At 44.8% G+C, this 15,866-nt stretch carries 15 protein-coding genes; 3 read left to right on the top strand and 12 right to left on the bottom strand.

Going from position 1 to position 15,866, the window contains the following annotated elements:
• Positions 1-4: 4 nt before the first annotated feature.
• The 8 genes from ONB37_06725 to pyrF form a co-directional block, all read right to left on the bottom strand.
• Positions 5-187 (bottom strand): hypothetical protein, encoded by a 183-nt coding sequence (locus ONB37_06725; GenBank protein ID MDZ7399837.1) that lies wholly within the window; start codon positions 185-187, stop codon positions 5-7.
• Between the two features lie 172 nt (positions 188-359).
• Positions 360-1,997, bottom strand: a complete 1,638-nt coding sequence (locus ONB37_06720; GenBank protein MDZ7399836.1) for a hypothetical protein — start codon at positions 1,995-1,997, stop codon at positions 360-362.
• A gap of 342 nt (positions 1,998-2,339) precedes the next feature.
• On the bottom strand, positions 2,340-3,902 hold the full coding sequence (locus ONB37_06715) for a hypothetical protein (protein MDZ7399835.1): 1,563 nt from the start codon (positions 3,900-3,902) through the stop codon (positions 2,340-2,342).
• Between the two features lie 172 nt (positions 3,903-4,074).
• Entirely contained in the window at positions 4,075-4,752 is a 678-nt protein-coding gene (locus tag ONB37_06710) for a hypothetical protein (protein MDZ7399834.1), read from the bottom strand.
• Positions 4,753-5,200: 448 nt separating this feature from the next.
• On the bottom strand, positions 5,201-7,039 hold the full coding sequence (locus ONB37_06705; protein ID MDZ7399833.1) for an ASKHA domain-containing protein: 1,839 nt from the start codon (positions 7,037-7,039) through the stop codon (positions 5,201-5,203).
• 314 nt (positions 7,040-7,353) lie between these two features.
• The gene (locus ONB37_06700) at positions 7,354-7,716 is read right to left on the bottom strand and encodes a PqqD family protein (protein MDZ7399832.1); all 363 of its coding nucleotides are present in this window, start codon (positions 7,714-7,716) and stop codon (positions 7,354-7,356) included.
• A 254-nt stretch (positions 7,717-7,970) separates the two neighbouring features.
• Positions 7,971-8,552 (bottom strand): orotate phosphoribosyltransferase, encoded by a 582-nt coding sequence (gene pyrE / locus ONB37_06695; protein ID MDZ7399831.1) that lies wholly within the window; start codon positions 8,550-8,552, stop codon positions 7,971-7,973.
• Positions 8,553-8,561: 9 nt separating this feature from the next.
• On the bottom strand, positions 8,562-9,377 hold the full coding sequence (gene pyrF / locus ONB37_06690; protein MDZ7399830.1) for an orotidine-5'-phosphate decarboxylase: 816 nt from the start codon (positions 9,375-9,377) through the stop codon (positions 8,562-8,564).
• 391 nt (positions 9,378-9,768) lie between these two features.
• Here pyrF and ONB37_06685 point away from each other — a divergent pair, with 391 nt between their 5' ends.
• Together ONB37_06685 and ONB37_06680 are read left to right on the top strand one after the other, a co-directional pair.
• A complete protein-coding gene (locus ONB37_06685) occupies positions 9,769-10,008 on the top strand; it encodes a hypothetical protein (GenBank protein MDZ7399829.1) in 240 nt (79 codons plus the stop codon).
• A gap of 2 nt (positions 10,009-10,010) precedes the next feature.
• Complete coding sequence (locus tag ONB37_06680; GenBank protein MDZ7399828.1) at positions 10,011-10,688, top strand: nucleotidyl transferase AbiEii/AbiGii toxin family protein; 678 nt, start codon at positions 10,011-10,013, stop codon at positions 10,686-10,688.
• Between the two features lie 191 nt (positions 10,689-10,879).
• Here the strand turns inward: ONB37_06680 and ONB37_06675 are convergent, their stop codons facing one another.
• The 4 genes from ONB37_06675 to ONB37_06660 form a co-directional block, all read right to left on the bottom strand.
• Entirely contained in the window at positions 10,880-11,617 is a 738-nt protein-coding gene (locus ONB37_06675; protein ID MDZ7399827.1) for an outer membrane lipoprotein-sorting protein, read from the bottom strand.
• Positions 11,618-11,970: 353 nt separating this feature from the next.
• Entirely contained in the window at positions 11,971-12,936 is a 966-nt protein-coding gene (locus ONB37_06670; protein ID MDZ7399826.1) for an MlaD family protein, read from the bottom strand.
• Positions 12,905-13,672, bottom strand: coding sequence for an ATP-binding cassette domain-containing protein (locus ONB37_06665; protein MDZ7399825.1), 768 nt, complete (start codon positions 13,670-13,672; stop codon positions 12,905-12,907). The genes ONB37_06670 and ONB37_06665 overlap by 32 nt, the downstream gene beginning before the upstream one ends.
• Before the next feature lie 12 nt (positions 13,673-13,684).
• On the bottom strand, positions 13,685-14,494 hold the full coding sequence (locus ONB37_06660; GenBank protein MDZ7399824.1) for an ABC transporter permease: 810 nt from the start codon (positions 14,492-14,494) through the stop codon (positions 13,685-13,687).
• Between the two features lie 622 nt (positions 14,495-15,116).
• Between ONB37_06660 and ONB37_06655 the strand changes: the two genes are divergently transcribed.
• Positions 15,117-15,812 (top strand): ABC transporter ATP-binding protein, encoded by a 696-nt coding sequence (locus tag ONB37_06655; protein MDZ7399823.1) that lies wholly within the window; start codon positions 15,117-15,119, stop codon positions 15,810-15,812.
• Positions 15,813-15,866: the final 54 nt, after the last annotated feature.

Here is a 15,866-nt window from a genome sequence, read left to right as displayed (position 1 = left end):
GCGATCAACAAATTTTTATCTCATCGCCGACTGGAAAGGTATCCTTACCTCTACCGAGCCAGGGAAAAAATTTAGCTCTCTGGCTCGAAGAAAAATCAGCGTTTTGGATGACTCGTATACGATCGACATAGGGCGAATGGGTGAACAGCAATGTCGGATCAAGATCGTAGCGTTTTTCTGCTACCATCAAGCTGCCCAGCCACAAGCTTCATTTCATAGCCAAAGTTCAGTTTCTGAATGAACTGCGATTGAACTCGAACAAACTTTATCGAGGAAATTAACTATGCTTCCAGCTCTCATTTTCTAATTTGAAAGCTCAATTTCTTTTGATAAACTAATTCGAGATCTTTTGAAAAGCCTCATCTGATCAACACCAATTTGCCTGCACAACGCAATGGTCTTTGATCGAATGTATGGCCGATCGCTAAATAATAATAAATCCCAGAACGAAGCTCGTCGCCCTGATCAGACCGACCATCCCAGTACCATCGAGTTTCTCCTTTCACCAGCTCATGCTCTAATAGATTTTTAACCCTCTGACCCATCATATTGTAGATCGAGAGCGACAGATGACACGGCTCATTCGCTACCAGGGTCAATGTCACCGATTCATTGAATGGACTCGGGTAGCAAGATATCTTCAGCAGATCATGGATTCGAATATTTCGTGAATTGGAAAAAGTTCGAGCCGATGTGGGATAAATTTCCTTCCAGCGATATGATAACTGGCGCACCGTTTCGCTCACCTTTGAAGAAATATCGATTAATTCCACCAGATGCAGTCGATCTTGCTTATCGATGGTCATGCGAATTTGATCGTATTGCATAGAGTCGCTTTGCGCTGCCACCAGTTCTGGAAGTGACCATTGGTCCTCACGTCCCAAAACCGCATAAACCCCAGCCGGCCTCCCCCGCTCTGGCAAATATTGGATCCAATAAATATGAAGCAGCCCGTGGCTATCTAAACTCATCTGATGAGAACCAAAAGCTCCTGAGAAGCCAGCCAGGTTCACAGGCAGCGACCAATTATGATCATCCGATGAGTAAGCATAAAATAATTTGGTGCTCTGCGAGGATTGTGCAGAACGTGGTCGCTGCAGCCAAATCATGTGCCGAATCCCTTGTTGGTCAACAATAAGTATCGGCTGCTCTGCCATTCCAATGGTATCCTGATAGACCAAGACTGGTTCCAGCCAATCATCTGCACTGAGAGATTTTTTCGTGAAGTGGACAAAGTGCCACAACCCGCTCTGGATGGTGTTCAACTCAGCCGCTGTATGCCCTACAAAAGCAAGAAATAGGGTGTCATGTTTCCCAGCGAACAGATGTGGCGCCCGAGAACTACCAGTCGGCGGTTTAAAATCAGCAAAGGGGCAAATCGTGCGGGAACTCCAATTCCACGTATTGAACGGTTTTCCCATGATCCAGATCCGGTTGAAATCCTCCCAGGCTGCATAGATCATAAGATATTTGGTTGTGCAAGCGGTCACATCCTTGGCGGCGCTGGTGTCTCGATTCGTCCAAAGCCATTGGATGCCCCAAACATCGTAATGGGGAGGGAGGATAGAAATTGGGCTTGAGATTTCGATGACGTCATAATCAAAAGCCCTATTAATCCCCGGCAAACTTTTTTCAACAATAAATACGTGACAAAAAGTATCTCGATCCACGATCACCCAGGGCGATTCAAAATAATTCATATTTTTCAGACTTGGAAAAATTGTCCCAGGCTCGTATAATTTGCCATTGCTAATCGCCATATAGGCCAGTGTATCTTTCTCGCTTGGCTTCGTAGTGTTTCCCTTGGCAATCCAGCCGATGTGCACGCTTTGATCTGGTCCCAATGCTAAATTGGAACAAGGTCCAATCTGGCCGAGAGGTCTTCTTGTAATAACGATGGGCTGTGACCAATTTTTCTCCTGACCCAAGGTAAGATTAACTGACAAAACGCCTAACAAAGACAACAATATCGGGAGCCTTAACTGATAGCAAGGCATAGATCTTCACCTCCTCATTCTGATGGATTTCTGAAAAAGCACAAATGAGAAAGCTATTCTTATCGCCTCTGCGGAGACAGAAGGCTCTCCTGCCCAATTCATCAAAAAATTATGAGACGCATAGATTCTTAAGCATGATAATCCTATCAGAAATTTTGCCCTACAGACCCTATTTACTTCTGAGCATTTTTCGGAAATCAATTCAAGGCAAGAGATCGCTGCGTTTAAATCTACGTTGTCCCTGAGGGTGGCAATTCAGGAATAACAACAGTCCTATCTCTTCTTAGCTAACGATCGAATGAGTGACCAAAGAAATTTTGGATTTGTTAAATAGATCAATTTTCACTTAAGGAGCAAAAGCTTACTGACAATTTGGAACGGCCGAGCACGCTCGCCCTCAAGAGCGTTCGCTTTAAGATAATAGATCCCTGAGGGCAAAGCTAAACCTGTATCGTTTCTGCCGTCCCATTGGCATGAATATTCGCCAGCTATCCTCACTTCGTCCATGATCCTGCGTACGCATTGTCCAGCGATATTATAGATCTCCAAGGAAACCCTGCATTCTTTCTGAGGCAGTAGCGTCATCGTGATAGTATCGTTAAACGGGTTGGGATAGCTTTGGAGCGATAGAAGTCCCTGAACCTGAGTTGGGTGGGATCTGAGCGATTGAGCGATCGCTGTCGGGCTCAGATCGCACCAGAGATATTCAAGCTCCCGTTTGTAAATGCCGCCTTGCGGGCCATAAGCGACTTTTCTTATCATATGCAATCGATCGTTGCCATCGATGGCTATGCCTGCCAGATCATACCATTTATCTGGGAGATCAGCAAAGATCAGTTGCGGTTCCGACCAGGTGTTTTCTCGACCATGGCAATAATAAATGCCCCCCGATTTTTCCTCGGTAGACCAATATTGACACCAAAAAACATGCACCGTACCCTGGCTATCAATAACGATTTGATGCGAGCCGAACCATGCTGCCCATCCAGCAAGGTCGCGCGCTGGAGACCAATGCTGGCCGTCAGAAGAAAAACTATAAAATGGATGACGGATGCGACATTGGTTGGGATTTATTACCTGCATCCATAAAATATGTCGCACGCCACTTTGATCGACAGCTATTCGTGGCCAAATTGCCGCGGACACAAAGTCTTTGTAGACTAATACTGGCTCATTCCAGCGCCCTTTATGAAACGGTTTCTCAGCATAGTAAACAAAATTTGTATATTTATAAGCTGGGCCGCCAACGGCATCGGCGTCTCTGCTGCCAATGAAAGTGAGATAAAGATCTTGAAGTGTCCCGCTAATTAGATGAGGATTGCCAGCGTCACCAGCATCGTTCATGAATTCTGGAAACATCGGTCCACCAGGAATAATCCAATCGGATTTGCCTTTTGGTTTGCTGCTGAGAAAAATTGCCCATTGATTGGATTCTTCCCAGCAAACATAGATCGTGCCATCTTGAGACAAGCTGGTCGAGAAATAAATTAAATCTTGCTTTTGGATCCTTGCACGAATCGTGTCAGATCTCCAATCTCCATAATAAGGACTGCTGGCGAGAACAGGGACTTCAAGCCAGATCCCCTTGCTCTTATAAGTGGAATCCACTTCAAATCCTTCTTCCACCCAAAACAAATGAAGAAAGTTGTCATCATCAAAAATCAATTGAATACCAGAACATGGCTTTTGGGGGCGAAATTTGAATGCTGGACGAAGCAAATTTCCACTACCTGGCTCAAAGCTGATATAGCGAATAGTGTTCTCATGGCCGAGCCAAGCAAGGTGCAATGATGAATTTTTAAGCACGAACAAGTTGGAAATCGAGCGAATGCAGCTATTGTCGCCCGATTCCAATAACCGCGGTTCTGACCATTCCTGGCAATTGACCCAACATATTCGGGCCATGCAATATAGCCAAAAGCAAAAGAAAAACATGAATTGACGTTTCATAAGCTCAAACCTCAAATCGAAATTTTATGAAGAATTTTTTAAGCTAGATATAATCTCGATCGGAGATATTCAAAAAGGCGGCGATCGCCTTTATCCGAAGCAACCGCCGCGAAAGCCAGGCTACCAGTTATTGCTTCACGATTGATTGAGGGCTGAGCGAGCGAAATTGAGACCTTAAGGTAAAAGAGGCGGAGTCCGGCTTATTTGTCTTATCCAAAAATTTATGAGTTGATATGCACTTTGATTCCCATGTATCCCGCCAAACATATGTGCCATATGCCATTTGCCCACGTCGGTCATATACTGTCCATTCAGGCAAGTAAGCATAGCGTTGCCATTTTCCGGTGAAGGGATAAGGTCGCCAGAAAAGATCGGCTTTAAGCGTCATCTCCTGGCAGGTGCTCGGATCGCTTTCATTGCCGACTTCGGTATAAAGGCAATTATCTGCCAGGTCGCTGCAATCGATCGTGCAGTTCCACATATACCAAGTATCTGCTGTGCCAGGTACCTCATAATCTTCACAGTCACCATACCATGTGATTTTTTTCGCTGGCTGAGGGCTCTGGGGATCGCCAGAAGGTGTAAATCCCATTAGGCTAATGCTGGCAGGCTGAGGACCATTGGGGTCGCCCAAAAATATGAATTCCGCGGAGCTGTAATCTGCCAAGGTCTTGTTCAAACCATGCGGCTGCACCAAACAAGCGGATGGCTCAGGCGCCGTGGGAGCGGTCTCTCTGTCCGAACACGCCCACCAGATTATCATGCTCAGGCCAATGAGCAGTGCCAATAATTTGATCGGTTTCATAGCGCACCTCCTCGAAAACTTTTCTCTTCCTAAGAGCTATTCAATTTTGCTGAGGTTAAGGTGGTTGTCCGGTGGGCCTCTGATCTCCCGATGAGCCAAGATAATGGAATATCGCAAATATTGAACGTTTGGTGCCGGTTGGGATGGATGAAAATGGATCGGGATGAGAAGATCGCTGAAACTGAATAACGGGGGGGGCGGAACCATAGAGCTGACCTACTGTCACCCACAAACTGCGTCTTTTTAAACCGCTGCAAATCATCTTAAACCCACTTACATTTAAGGCTTTTGGGATATTTGCACTTAAAAATCCGCAGCAACAAACATCTTCAGCAGAATCAGCAGCAGAGAAAACAGGAATGGGGCTAATATCTGGAACCGATCATCGAATCGCGGATAGGCTCATTATTTATCATATAAAAATTTTCAAAAAAGTCAAGCTTTTTTTTTATTGAATAAAAAACATTTTTTCGGCAAATATCTCTTGGAAATCCTGGCGGCCAGCCAGCTCGATATAATGGGTGGTATTGATAATATACTCGGCTTCATCACGAGCGCGTTGGGAGAGCAAGAATTTTTTGGCTCCAAGCGAAGCAGCATTGCCGACGAAATGAATTTTTTCAGGCGATATTGCCGGCAGCAGGCCAATTTTGAGCGCATTGTATTTGTTCAGATAACTGCCAAAGGCGCCAGCAATGAATACCTGCTCAATTTGATCCACGGAGATTCCCAATTCCTTCATCAGAATTTCGATGCCAGCGGCCATTGCGCCCTTGGCCAATTGCAGCTCGCGAATATCCTGCTGCTTGATCTTTATCATCTGACGAGCACCGTCCTCCCCATTGACTAGAGCAAAATCATAGTTTTTATCATTCGGCAGGATGCGTTTTTTCAACCAATCGAGGCCATGAAATTGCTCTGGGGCGACAATGCGACCGGTTTCATCGACGATCCCAGCACTGAGCAATTCCGCCACGACATCGACCAGTCCAGTGCCGCAGACCCCCCGCGGATCGATATTGCCAATGACGTGATAAAAAACTCCGGCTTCATCAATCACATATTTATCGATGGCACCCTCCATCGCGCGCATGCCGCAACTGATCTGTCCCCCTTCAAAAGCCGGCCCAGCCGCCGTAGAACAGCAGATCAATTTTTCCTTTGAGCCAAGAACGATCTCGCCATTGGTTCCGATGTCGATGCCGAGGGTAACTTTATCTTGCTGATGCAATTTACAGGCTAAAATAAAACCAGTGATGTCGCCTCCCACGTAACCCGAAATATTGGGGAGCGTAATCACTGAACCGCGCGGCAAAATGGCAATGCCTAACTCTTCAGCCCGAAATTTTTGGCTGCGCCGATAGGCGGGGGTATAAGGCGCTTCAGCAATGAATTGTGGATTAGCGCCCAAGAATAAATGATTCATAATTGTATTGCCAGCTAAACTCAGTTCATAAATATCCCGAAATTTTTCGCCTGAATTTTCGCATAGCTCCTCAATGATCTCGTTGATTGCTTCGATGGCCAGTGTCTGCAATTTGCCCAATCCCCCTGGCTCAGATATGCAAAAATTCACCCGAGAAATGACATCCGCACCATGAATCGATTGTGGATTGGTTCGCGATGCCACGGCCAGAATTTGGCCGGTTAACATATTCACCAGGGAACCAACAATAGTGGTCGTGCCGAGATCAATTGCTACGCCGAATAAACGCTGACTCGTGTCGCCCGCTTCGATATTAATAATTTGGTTTCCGTCAAGTGTCACGGTAATCTTAAAATCGTTTTTCCGCAAAAACGTTGACAGACTTTGCAACAACACCAATGGCATGACCGCTCGGGCATCCTGCTGAATATGGTCAATTATATTGGTCACATCATCGCGCAGATGCTGCAACTCAGGCTTAGGAAGTTCCAGATAATATTTCTTCAAATGATGATCAACTTCAAGTTGCTCGGCCAAATCATAAGTCAAAAAGCGGGTAGTCTTCAGATTTTCCTCACGGATGACCTCGACAATGAGATCATTATTGACTGCGATTTGACAGGCTAAATGAATCCCCTGGCTTCGTTCTTCAGGTGTTAAGGCCACTTCTTCTTGCGCCGTGTATGGCAATGTGGATTGGACGAGCTTGACCTTGCATTTGCCGCACTTCCCGCGGCTACCACAAAAGTTAGGAACAAAGATATCAGCTCGCTGAGCTGCTTCTAAAAGATTAGTTCCTGATGGTACTGAGATTTTTTTATTTTTGGGGAGAAAGGTTATATTTAATAAGTGATCCGTCAATCTAATACCTCTTGCAATATCTATAAATGTTCAGCAGCATGGCGTGATAAACCAAGCCTCGGCTCAAATCAACAGCCTTCTTGCTAATCGGTTCTTTATGGTGTTTTTGGAGGCATTTTTTAGCCCAGATTAGGAAAACTAATCGCAAAAATACCCGATGACATCTAGCAACTCTCCCAAACAAACACTTTGTGGAAAAGTGCTATCATCGCTCCCATCGAAAAACGCGCTACACCTGAGCTGATCTAAATCGCAGGCGCAAGATGCGTATTATTCCTTTGTTTCTTCCAAATCGTTATGGCACTTTCAAATAATTAGATCAACTTGTAAGTTCGGAAAATGTTGAGAAAAGTCTTTACCTGCTCCAAAAATTCCTCGTCATCGAAGTCGTATTTCTCCGAAAGCTCTGAAGCAATTTTTGCCACCGTCTTTTTTCCATTGAGACTTTTGAGAATTTCCGCACCGATTTGATTGGTCCGAATATCCAGTTTTAGCGAGTTACTCTGAAGATGAATTCTTCCATTTTCAATGGAGTTCACGGGGATTTCCTCAGGCAGTTTTAGTTTTTCGTTGGCCAATGTGAAAAAATCCGTAGCTCCATTTCTCATCGCTGTGTAAGGAGGTTCGGCTTCGATGCTACAAGTAATCGGTCCGATTTTCATGAAAGATTTGCTCATGTCAAACTTCCTCAAATATTTCGAAAATCCTCGGACACCCAATGCTTCAATTACCCCTCTAATTATAGTTTTTTCCCATGAAAAGAAGTGATGGAGAATAATGAACAAGAGGGATTTGCAGCCAAAGCTTGGGCAAGTTAATACAGCAAGCTCATAGACCCAGCGCTTTACCTTACTAAAGCCAGGACTGGTTTGCTCGCCAGTGGTCCGAAAACGAAAATCTTGCTTTTATAATTTGCAACTCATCGCTTTGTTTATGTCAATTTAATCTTCCGGCTCCCTGGTTTTATAATGGGAATTCCTTTTTTGCAGAGGGGACACTGATCCGCGGAATAAGTCACCACGTCCATCGTTACTACCGCAAATTTGGGCACATCGAACTGCACCCGCTGCTGACTGCGGTCCACCAGGAACCCGACGCCGACCAGTTTTGCGCCGGCATTTTTTGCCAGCTCGATCACTTCTTTGATTGACCCGCCTGTGGTCACCACATCCTCCACGGCCAGCACCCGCTCGCCCGATTTGATCTCAAAGCCCCGGCGCAATGTCATTTTGCCGTCCTCTCGTTCGGCAAAAATAGCTCGGGCATGGATCAAGCGAGCCACCTCCTGCGCCACGATGATCCCACCCAATGCTGGCCCGATCACCACATCCACTTTCTCAGTCATAAAATTGTAGGCAATCTCCCAACACAACTTCTGGGCATGCTGGGGATATTGCAGGACTTTGGCGCATTGGAAGTACTGTGGGCTATGCAAACCCGAAGTCAAAAGAAAATGGCCCTCTAATAGCGCTCCAGTTTCTTTAAAAAGATTTAAGGCTTCCTCTTTGGTCAAAATGATCTCCTAAGAATTTTCTATGATTCTGATGATGTCTTCTTTTATCTGCTTTGTCTTTGTTCCAGCAGCCTCGGCAAAATCGGCTCCTGTCGAGCTGTAAATGATCCCTCGACTGAAATTGAAAATCGCTCCCATTCCGTTTTCATTGATCGCATAGCGAACCGCCAATTCAAAATCGCCGCCCTGCGCACCAAGACCAGGAACCAGAAACGGCAGTTCGGGCGCTAGTGCTCTCACATGCTTCATTTCATCCGGAAAAGTTGCCCCCACTACCAAACCGCAATTGTTGCGCACGTTCCACAGTTGCACCTGCTCAGCCACCAGTTCAAACAGCGCTTTTTTGCCGTCGCTGAATTTTTGAAAATCCGCAGCCCCTTTGTTAGATGTGTGGCACAGGATGAACGCCCCGTTGTCTTCATCCTCTAAAAACGGCGCTACCGCATCGTAGCCGAGGAATGGGTTAACGGTTATCGCATCGAAATTCATCGCCTGGAAAAAGGCTCGGGCGTACATTTGCGATGTGTTGCCGATATCCCCCCGCTTGGCATCAGCGATTTTGATGACATCGTCTGGCAAATAGGTCGCCACCTTGCTCATTGCTGCCCACCCGCTGACACCATGCGCCTCAAAAAAGGCGGTATTGATTTTATAGGCAGCGGCGAAAGGCAGAGTGGCATCGATGATGGCCTGACAGAAATAGACCAGCGGCTCTTTTTTCTCAAGAATGAATGCGGGAACCTTGTTCAGATCAACATCCAACCCCACGCAGACCAGGCTATTCTTCTTCCTGCAGATCTGATTCAATCGCTCATTGAATGACATACCAGTTTTTGATTCACCCTCCAAAATAAACAGCCCAAAAATAAAATAATTAAAGATAAGAGTCAATAGAAAAAATGAATTTTTTATTGGAACTTCATTGAAAAAATCTTATGGCCTTCGCACGATCAACTGAATAAATCGATCGCAATCAACTGCAGAGGCTTCTGAATGATGATGCGCATGCTGAATTTGCCTCCTAATCGACCTAATCGATGATTCATTTGCCTTTTCAAAAATTTTAATTGATTCACGAAATTAAATTCACTATATTCATTCCATATTTGTTAAATAAAATTCAGCCAATTGTCGGACGATGCATAACGCAGATCAAAAATCAAATCCCATCCCTTCATCCTTAGCTCGACTCTTTCAAGAATATGATTTTGAACAAATGGATGCCGAGTTATATGCGCAGCCCATCATCGAGCGAACACTGGAAATGGGCACCTGGGAGGAGTTGCACTGGTTATTTCATCATTATGGCCTGAAACGAATTGTCGAATATCTTCAACAATATGGTCACCGCAGGCTGTCAAAAATGACTTTCAATTACTGGTGCAAGCTGCTTGACATTAGAGAATATCGTCAAGCGCCTTTTGCTGAAATTCGTGAGCATGTTTGGGGGGATTAGCGATGCATGTCCATTGGGAGGCGTTAACGGCCGAATCGAAAGAGCTTTTTCATCTTTTGAGTGATTTGCCATTTATTTCGGATTTTTACCTGGGAGGTGGAACGGGTCTTGCGCTACAACTCGGACATCGTTTATCAGTTGATCTGGATTTTTTCAGTGATTCTCCTGAAGCTGTGGGGATTGATCAGCGCAAGGCGATAATGGAAATTCTCAAGGGAGAACCATCAATTAAAATAATACATGATAAAGACGGCACTTTTGTTGCCAATTGGAAAACAGTGGGAATCAGTTTTTTCCGATTGAATTTGCATCCGCTCGTGAAACCACCAAGCTTGATCAAAAATATCCGTATTGCTGCCGTAGAGGAAATTGGGGCAATGAAATTAGCGGCCATTCTTTCCAGAGGGACTCGTAAGGATTATGTTGATCTTTATTTCATACTGCGGCAGAAATCTCTCGATGATCTGTTTAAGATCGCTGCCGTCAAATATCCATATCACACCGCTTTCCCTGCATTTGCTATCCGTGCTCTTACGTATTTTGAAGATGCGGATGCTGAGCCCATGCCACGAATGATCAAGCAAGTCGCATGGGAAGAAGTGAAAACATTTTTAAATGCCCAGGCAATGGCGGTAGGTAGAAAAAATCTAGAATTGGAAAAATTGTGGGATAAAAAATAATGATGCGTCTCTTCCTTTCATGAAAGGGTTTTGGTGCTTATCTCAGTTTAAGGCTTGGCTAACACAATTGACGAAAAGACTGCTTTCGCCCAGATATAGAATTCTATCCGAAAATTTCTATGGATCAGCCCAAAAATTTTAGCAGGCTATTTCTGGCTCGCATAAAAAAAATGCTATCTCGATAGCCCCCCTCATTTTCTCAACGCCGCCTTCGAAAAAATATACTCTGGAATTGCCTGATCGAACTGAATCGAATCGACGATGAATTCGGTCCCCTGACCCACCTTGAGCATGTCTTTGAAGACCATCCGCTTCGGATACCAGCGCCCCTGGATGTTGGTCACGTCTTTCAGCTCCATTTTCTTGAGTAGCTTGCCGCTTTTGGCAAACAATTCCTCTTGCAAAGGAATGAGTCTTTCTTTATCCACCCAGAGCTTGCGAGAGTGATAGGCAATGTCACTCACTTTGGCGGTCAGCTCCACGATCCAACAATCCCGTTCATCGACGATTTCTGAGCCAATCACTTTTGCGTCGTAATTATTGCTCAATTTGGGATCTTCCATCATATCTTCGTAGGACAGGTCTGAGCCCATGACCGATTGGCGCAGCATGTGACCTGAAATCTGAATGATGCGATCGGTAGCAGGGGAGTAGAGCCAGAGCATTTTTTCCAGCTTCAACATTTTGGTGCCTTTCTCACGGGCGGGGGAGAGGTACTCGGTAAATGACTTCTCGACGCCCTGCACCCAAGATTTGGCCTCGATGGTACGGCTCTCCCTGCGGCCATGAATGATCATTTTCGAGGTAATGATGCGATTCTCTGAGGTTAGATTTTTATCGATCTGATTTAAGATCCATTCGCCTGAAGGTTCTTGGGCGAAAGCGATTGACCATAAGAAAAAAGTGAACAAAAAAAAGAACTGTTTCATAGATGGGAAACCTTTCTGAGCGGTATCAGTGCGATATTTTTCTATCTACCTGCCAGATTTGTTCTGTTGCAGAGCATGGAGTTCAATTAAAGCGTTTCAATTCCTGCGAACTCAGAACGCAGGTTCAAATCCATTGTTTAAGCCAATGATACATATAGATTCCAACCCCCAACTGGCGGAGGGCATGACATTTTAGTTTGTGTTTGGGATTTTGCAATAGAAACTGTTCAACAATTGACGCTAAGTTATGGGGTTTGCAACTGTTCGGAAAACTCACGACCCATCCTTGGGAATGCGCAAATCAACTCGTCGGAACAATTCATGCCATTCACAGGCGCACGATATATTTTCGATTAAAAAACCTTGATCGTCACATACTTTTTGGGATTTTGTTTGATGTCTTCGGTCAGAATCGTTAACGATCGGGTTAATGTGAGCAATTGTTGATAAAGCACGTCATCTTTTAATAATTTTCCGCCTGAGCCTTCGCCACGTTGCAAGCTATTGAGTATGGAATCTGTTATCGTGGAAATTGCATGCACTTTGAGATAAAGCGAAGAATCGGCCACCAACTTTCCTAAGCTGCCCTGGCCTTGATTGATTTTGGAAGTAATTCGATCCAGGTTGGTCGCCGTATGGTTCAGCGAGGCAAATAGCGAACTGTCCTGAACCATCTGACCCAGACTGCCGCGGCCGCTCTGAATCCGTTCAGCGATGTTATTGAGATTTCTTAAGAGCTGGGCCACTCGATTTTGAGTAGATGAATCCGTCAATAATAGACCTAGGGTACCCGAACCAGCTCTTACTTGCTGGGTGAGTGCATTAATATTTTCCAATGTCCTTTTAAATTCAGCGATGGCCTCACTGGCGGAGGCAATAATCGAGCCTATTTCCGAAGGAGGACTGGTCCGAATAAATGAGCCCTCCTGGAGCGGGGGATCACCGAAATTTCCCAATGAAATATCCACATATTTATCTCCCAAAATGCCCATGGTGCTGACAGTTGCGATCGATGAGGTCGTAATCTTGTCGGAAAATTGTCGGTCGATTTTTAGATCGACCACAATGCCCTGAAGGCCATCTTTCTCAGCAAATTTCATTTCACCGACGACGCCAGCCTTCAGCCCAGAAAGGGTGATAAACGCGCCTGGATTCAAACCTTGCGCATTGGGGATAAACATGTAAAGATGATACTTGTTGGTAAATAGCTTCTGATTGGTACCAACAATATAAAAGATGAACAGGATAATAAAAAGCGCTAATGCCCAGAGCGATAGCACCCCAATTTTAACCGTTCGACTGCTCCCCGATATCTGCATAATCTACCTCGTTTGGTATGCATTCACTTGGCGTTTCAGTTTCTTCAAACTCATCCAAAATGGCAAGGTCGAAAACGCCATCATAGGTAATTGTTCCGTTTTTTAACATCAGCAGTCGATCTGCTACATTAGCAAAATGGTGAATTTCATGGGTAACAATAAGAGAGGTCATGTTGAAACTTTTTTGAAGTTGACTAATCAAGCTGACTACTTTTCGAGCTGCCAGCGGATCAAGTCCAGCAGTGGGCTCATCATAGAGCAGTGCTTCGGGCTGAGTAATTACTGCTCGCGCAATCGCCACCCGTTTTTTCATGCCGCCACTGATCTGAGAGGGATAATAGTGCATGAAATTTTCTAGGCCGAAAAATTTCATTATCTCATCCACTCGTTCACGAATTTCTCGAGCCGAGAGATTTGAATTTTCTGTCAAGAAAAATCCCACATTCTGCTCTAAGGTTAACGAGTCGAATAAGGCGCCGCTTTGAAAAACAAGACCAAATTTACGACGAATGGAATTCATTTGTCTTTCAGAGAGAGAGACAATATTTTTCCCGAGGACAAAGATCCTTCCATTGGTCGGTTTCATCAATCCCAAGATGAGTCGCAAAATAGTACTTTTACCAGCTCCGCTGCTCCCCACCAATACCACAGTCTCGCCACGTTGGATTCGAAACGAAATGTTTTTCAGGATATTTCGATTATTCAAGCACAATGATACAGCATCAAAGGCAATCATACCACAAAGCCTTTAGAAAAATGAAATGATAATGATCGTTAGAATAAAATCCATCAATAAAACTGCGATGGAAGCGTACATGACAGTTTTGGTCGCGGCCATTCCCAGGCCCTCAGAGCCGCCTTTGAGGTTATATCCGAGATAAGCGCTGATGATACCGATCAGCAACCCAAAGAATGGAGGTTTGCTGATTCCGACCAATAGGTCTTTGAGTGAAGGTCCTTGTTTGACGGAAAGCCAGAAAAAGTCAAAATCGACATTTAATAAAGTGATCGCCGAGAACGAGCCAGCGATAATGCCAACCGCATCAGCGATGAAGGTCAATGGCAACATCACCGCAAAAGCCGCAAAGACTCGCGGGGCGATAAGCCGCTTAATCGGATCAGTACCATAAGCGCGCAAAGCATCGACCTGCTCAGTGAGCACCATATTGCCGATCTCAGAGACGATCTTTGCGCCAATTCGGCCTGCCATCATCAAACCAGTAATTACCGGTCCAAGTTCCCGCAGCACCGCAATGACCACCACCCGGCCAAGCATCAACTTAGCTCCAAATGGCTCTATTTTTTTGCCAGTCTCCAACGTCAAGACAATGCTGATGAAAACAGTTGATAAAATCACCAAGGGAAGCCCCTGGTTGCCAAGAATATAGAGCTGCTTAATGGTCTCAGCGCGGTAGCGAAATATTTGCCGAAAATTGAGGATGGTCCGAACCGAAAATTTCAGCCAGCTATAGATCTCATTAAAAAAATGGGATATATTTTTGGGAATCAAAATTTTCACGTGCAAAATATAACGCGCTAAGCGTCGAATGTCAAGCAAAATTTTATTCGAGGATGATTTGGATGGCAATATTCATGGAAAACGATACTAAATGTTCCGAGTTGCTAAGGCTGGCTCTCCAATTTCTATTTTCTCGATTTTTGAGACCCTAAAGATTAATCAATCAGACGATTGAAGCAAATTTGTTTAACAACAGGCTTTGACTGAATCGGAAAGAACGGTTGATTATTTGAATATGAAGTGAGTTATAAAAGTTCGCTCCATGTATGCCACGGTTTATCATCTGAACTATTCAAAAATAGATTGACAATAAGTACGTTGTTTTTTATATTGGCCTTGAGAAAGAGATTTTGAACAAAACTTTCTTATCAAGCGGATCAACATCTTCCATTGAATATCGTAGCTTGTTGGTCTCAAGTGGTTAAATAATTTTCAATCACACCAAGAATCCAGTGCTATTCAGCATACTAAGAAAAAAAATCTTGTAGAATTAAAGAATGTGGATTCTCGTTTTGTTCGAAATAAAAATTTCTCGATTTTATAGGCAACCCATAAATAGTCTGATTAAAAGTTGGGGCTTTTATAGATCGCACCATTGCGCGGCGCATTTTGTAATTTGTCGGATCGATTTCGGAATCAGATCAATTCTGGAGACAACTCAATGAATAATTCCACAATCATCGAAATTCGTGATCTCATCAAGCGTTTCCCTGTAGGTGGTGGCTATTTCACAGCCTTGAACGGCATCAATCTCACATTCGGTAAAGGCGAATTTGCGGGTTTTGTCGGGCCCAGTGGCTCGGGCAAGACCACGCTGCTCAACATCATCGGCTCGCTGGATACGCCTTCGGAGGGTGAGGCTATCGTCTTGGGCCACTCGGTGAATCAGCTCTCGCACAAAGCCGCTGCCAGATTGCGGAGCGAACATCTGGGATTCATCTTTCAGACTTATAATCTGTTGAATGTGTACACGGTATTCGAGAATGTCGAATTTCCTCTGCTGTTGCTCAAAATGCCTGCGGCCGAGCGCAAAAAAGCCGTGCTCGATGCGCTGGAGTGGGTCGGTCTGACGGATAAAATCAATTCCCGTCCGCCGCAGCTCTCTGGCGGCGAATGCCAGCGGGTGGCCATTGCCAGAGCGATGGTGAAAAAACCAGAGATCGTGCTGGCCGACGAGCCCACGGCCAATCTCGATGCCCAGAATTCACACCACATTCTGCAGACGATGGAAAAGCTAAATCGGGAATTGAAAACGACATTTATCTTTGCTACGCATGATGAGAAGGTGATCAAATATCTGCGGCGGAAAATTTCACTGGAAGATGGGAAGGTGGTGAAGGATGAAAGGTTTGATTAAAAATTTTTTTCTCCAACGGATAGAAACAACCCAACGGATGAAATTCCAATGGTC

The organism is candidate division KSB1 bacterium, from assembly GCA_034506395.1.
In the GTDB taxonomy this organism is placed as follows: Bacteria; Zhuqueibacterota; Zhuqueibacteria; order Thermofontimicrobiales; family Thermofontimicrobiaceae; genus Thermofontimicrobium.
This window is presented reverse-complemented; position numbering and strand designations above follow the sequence as displayed.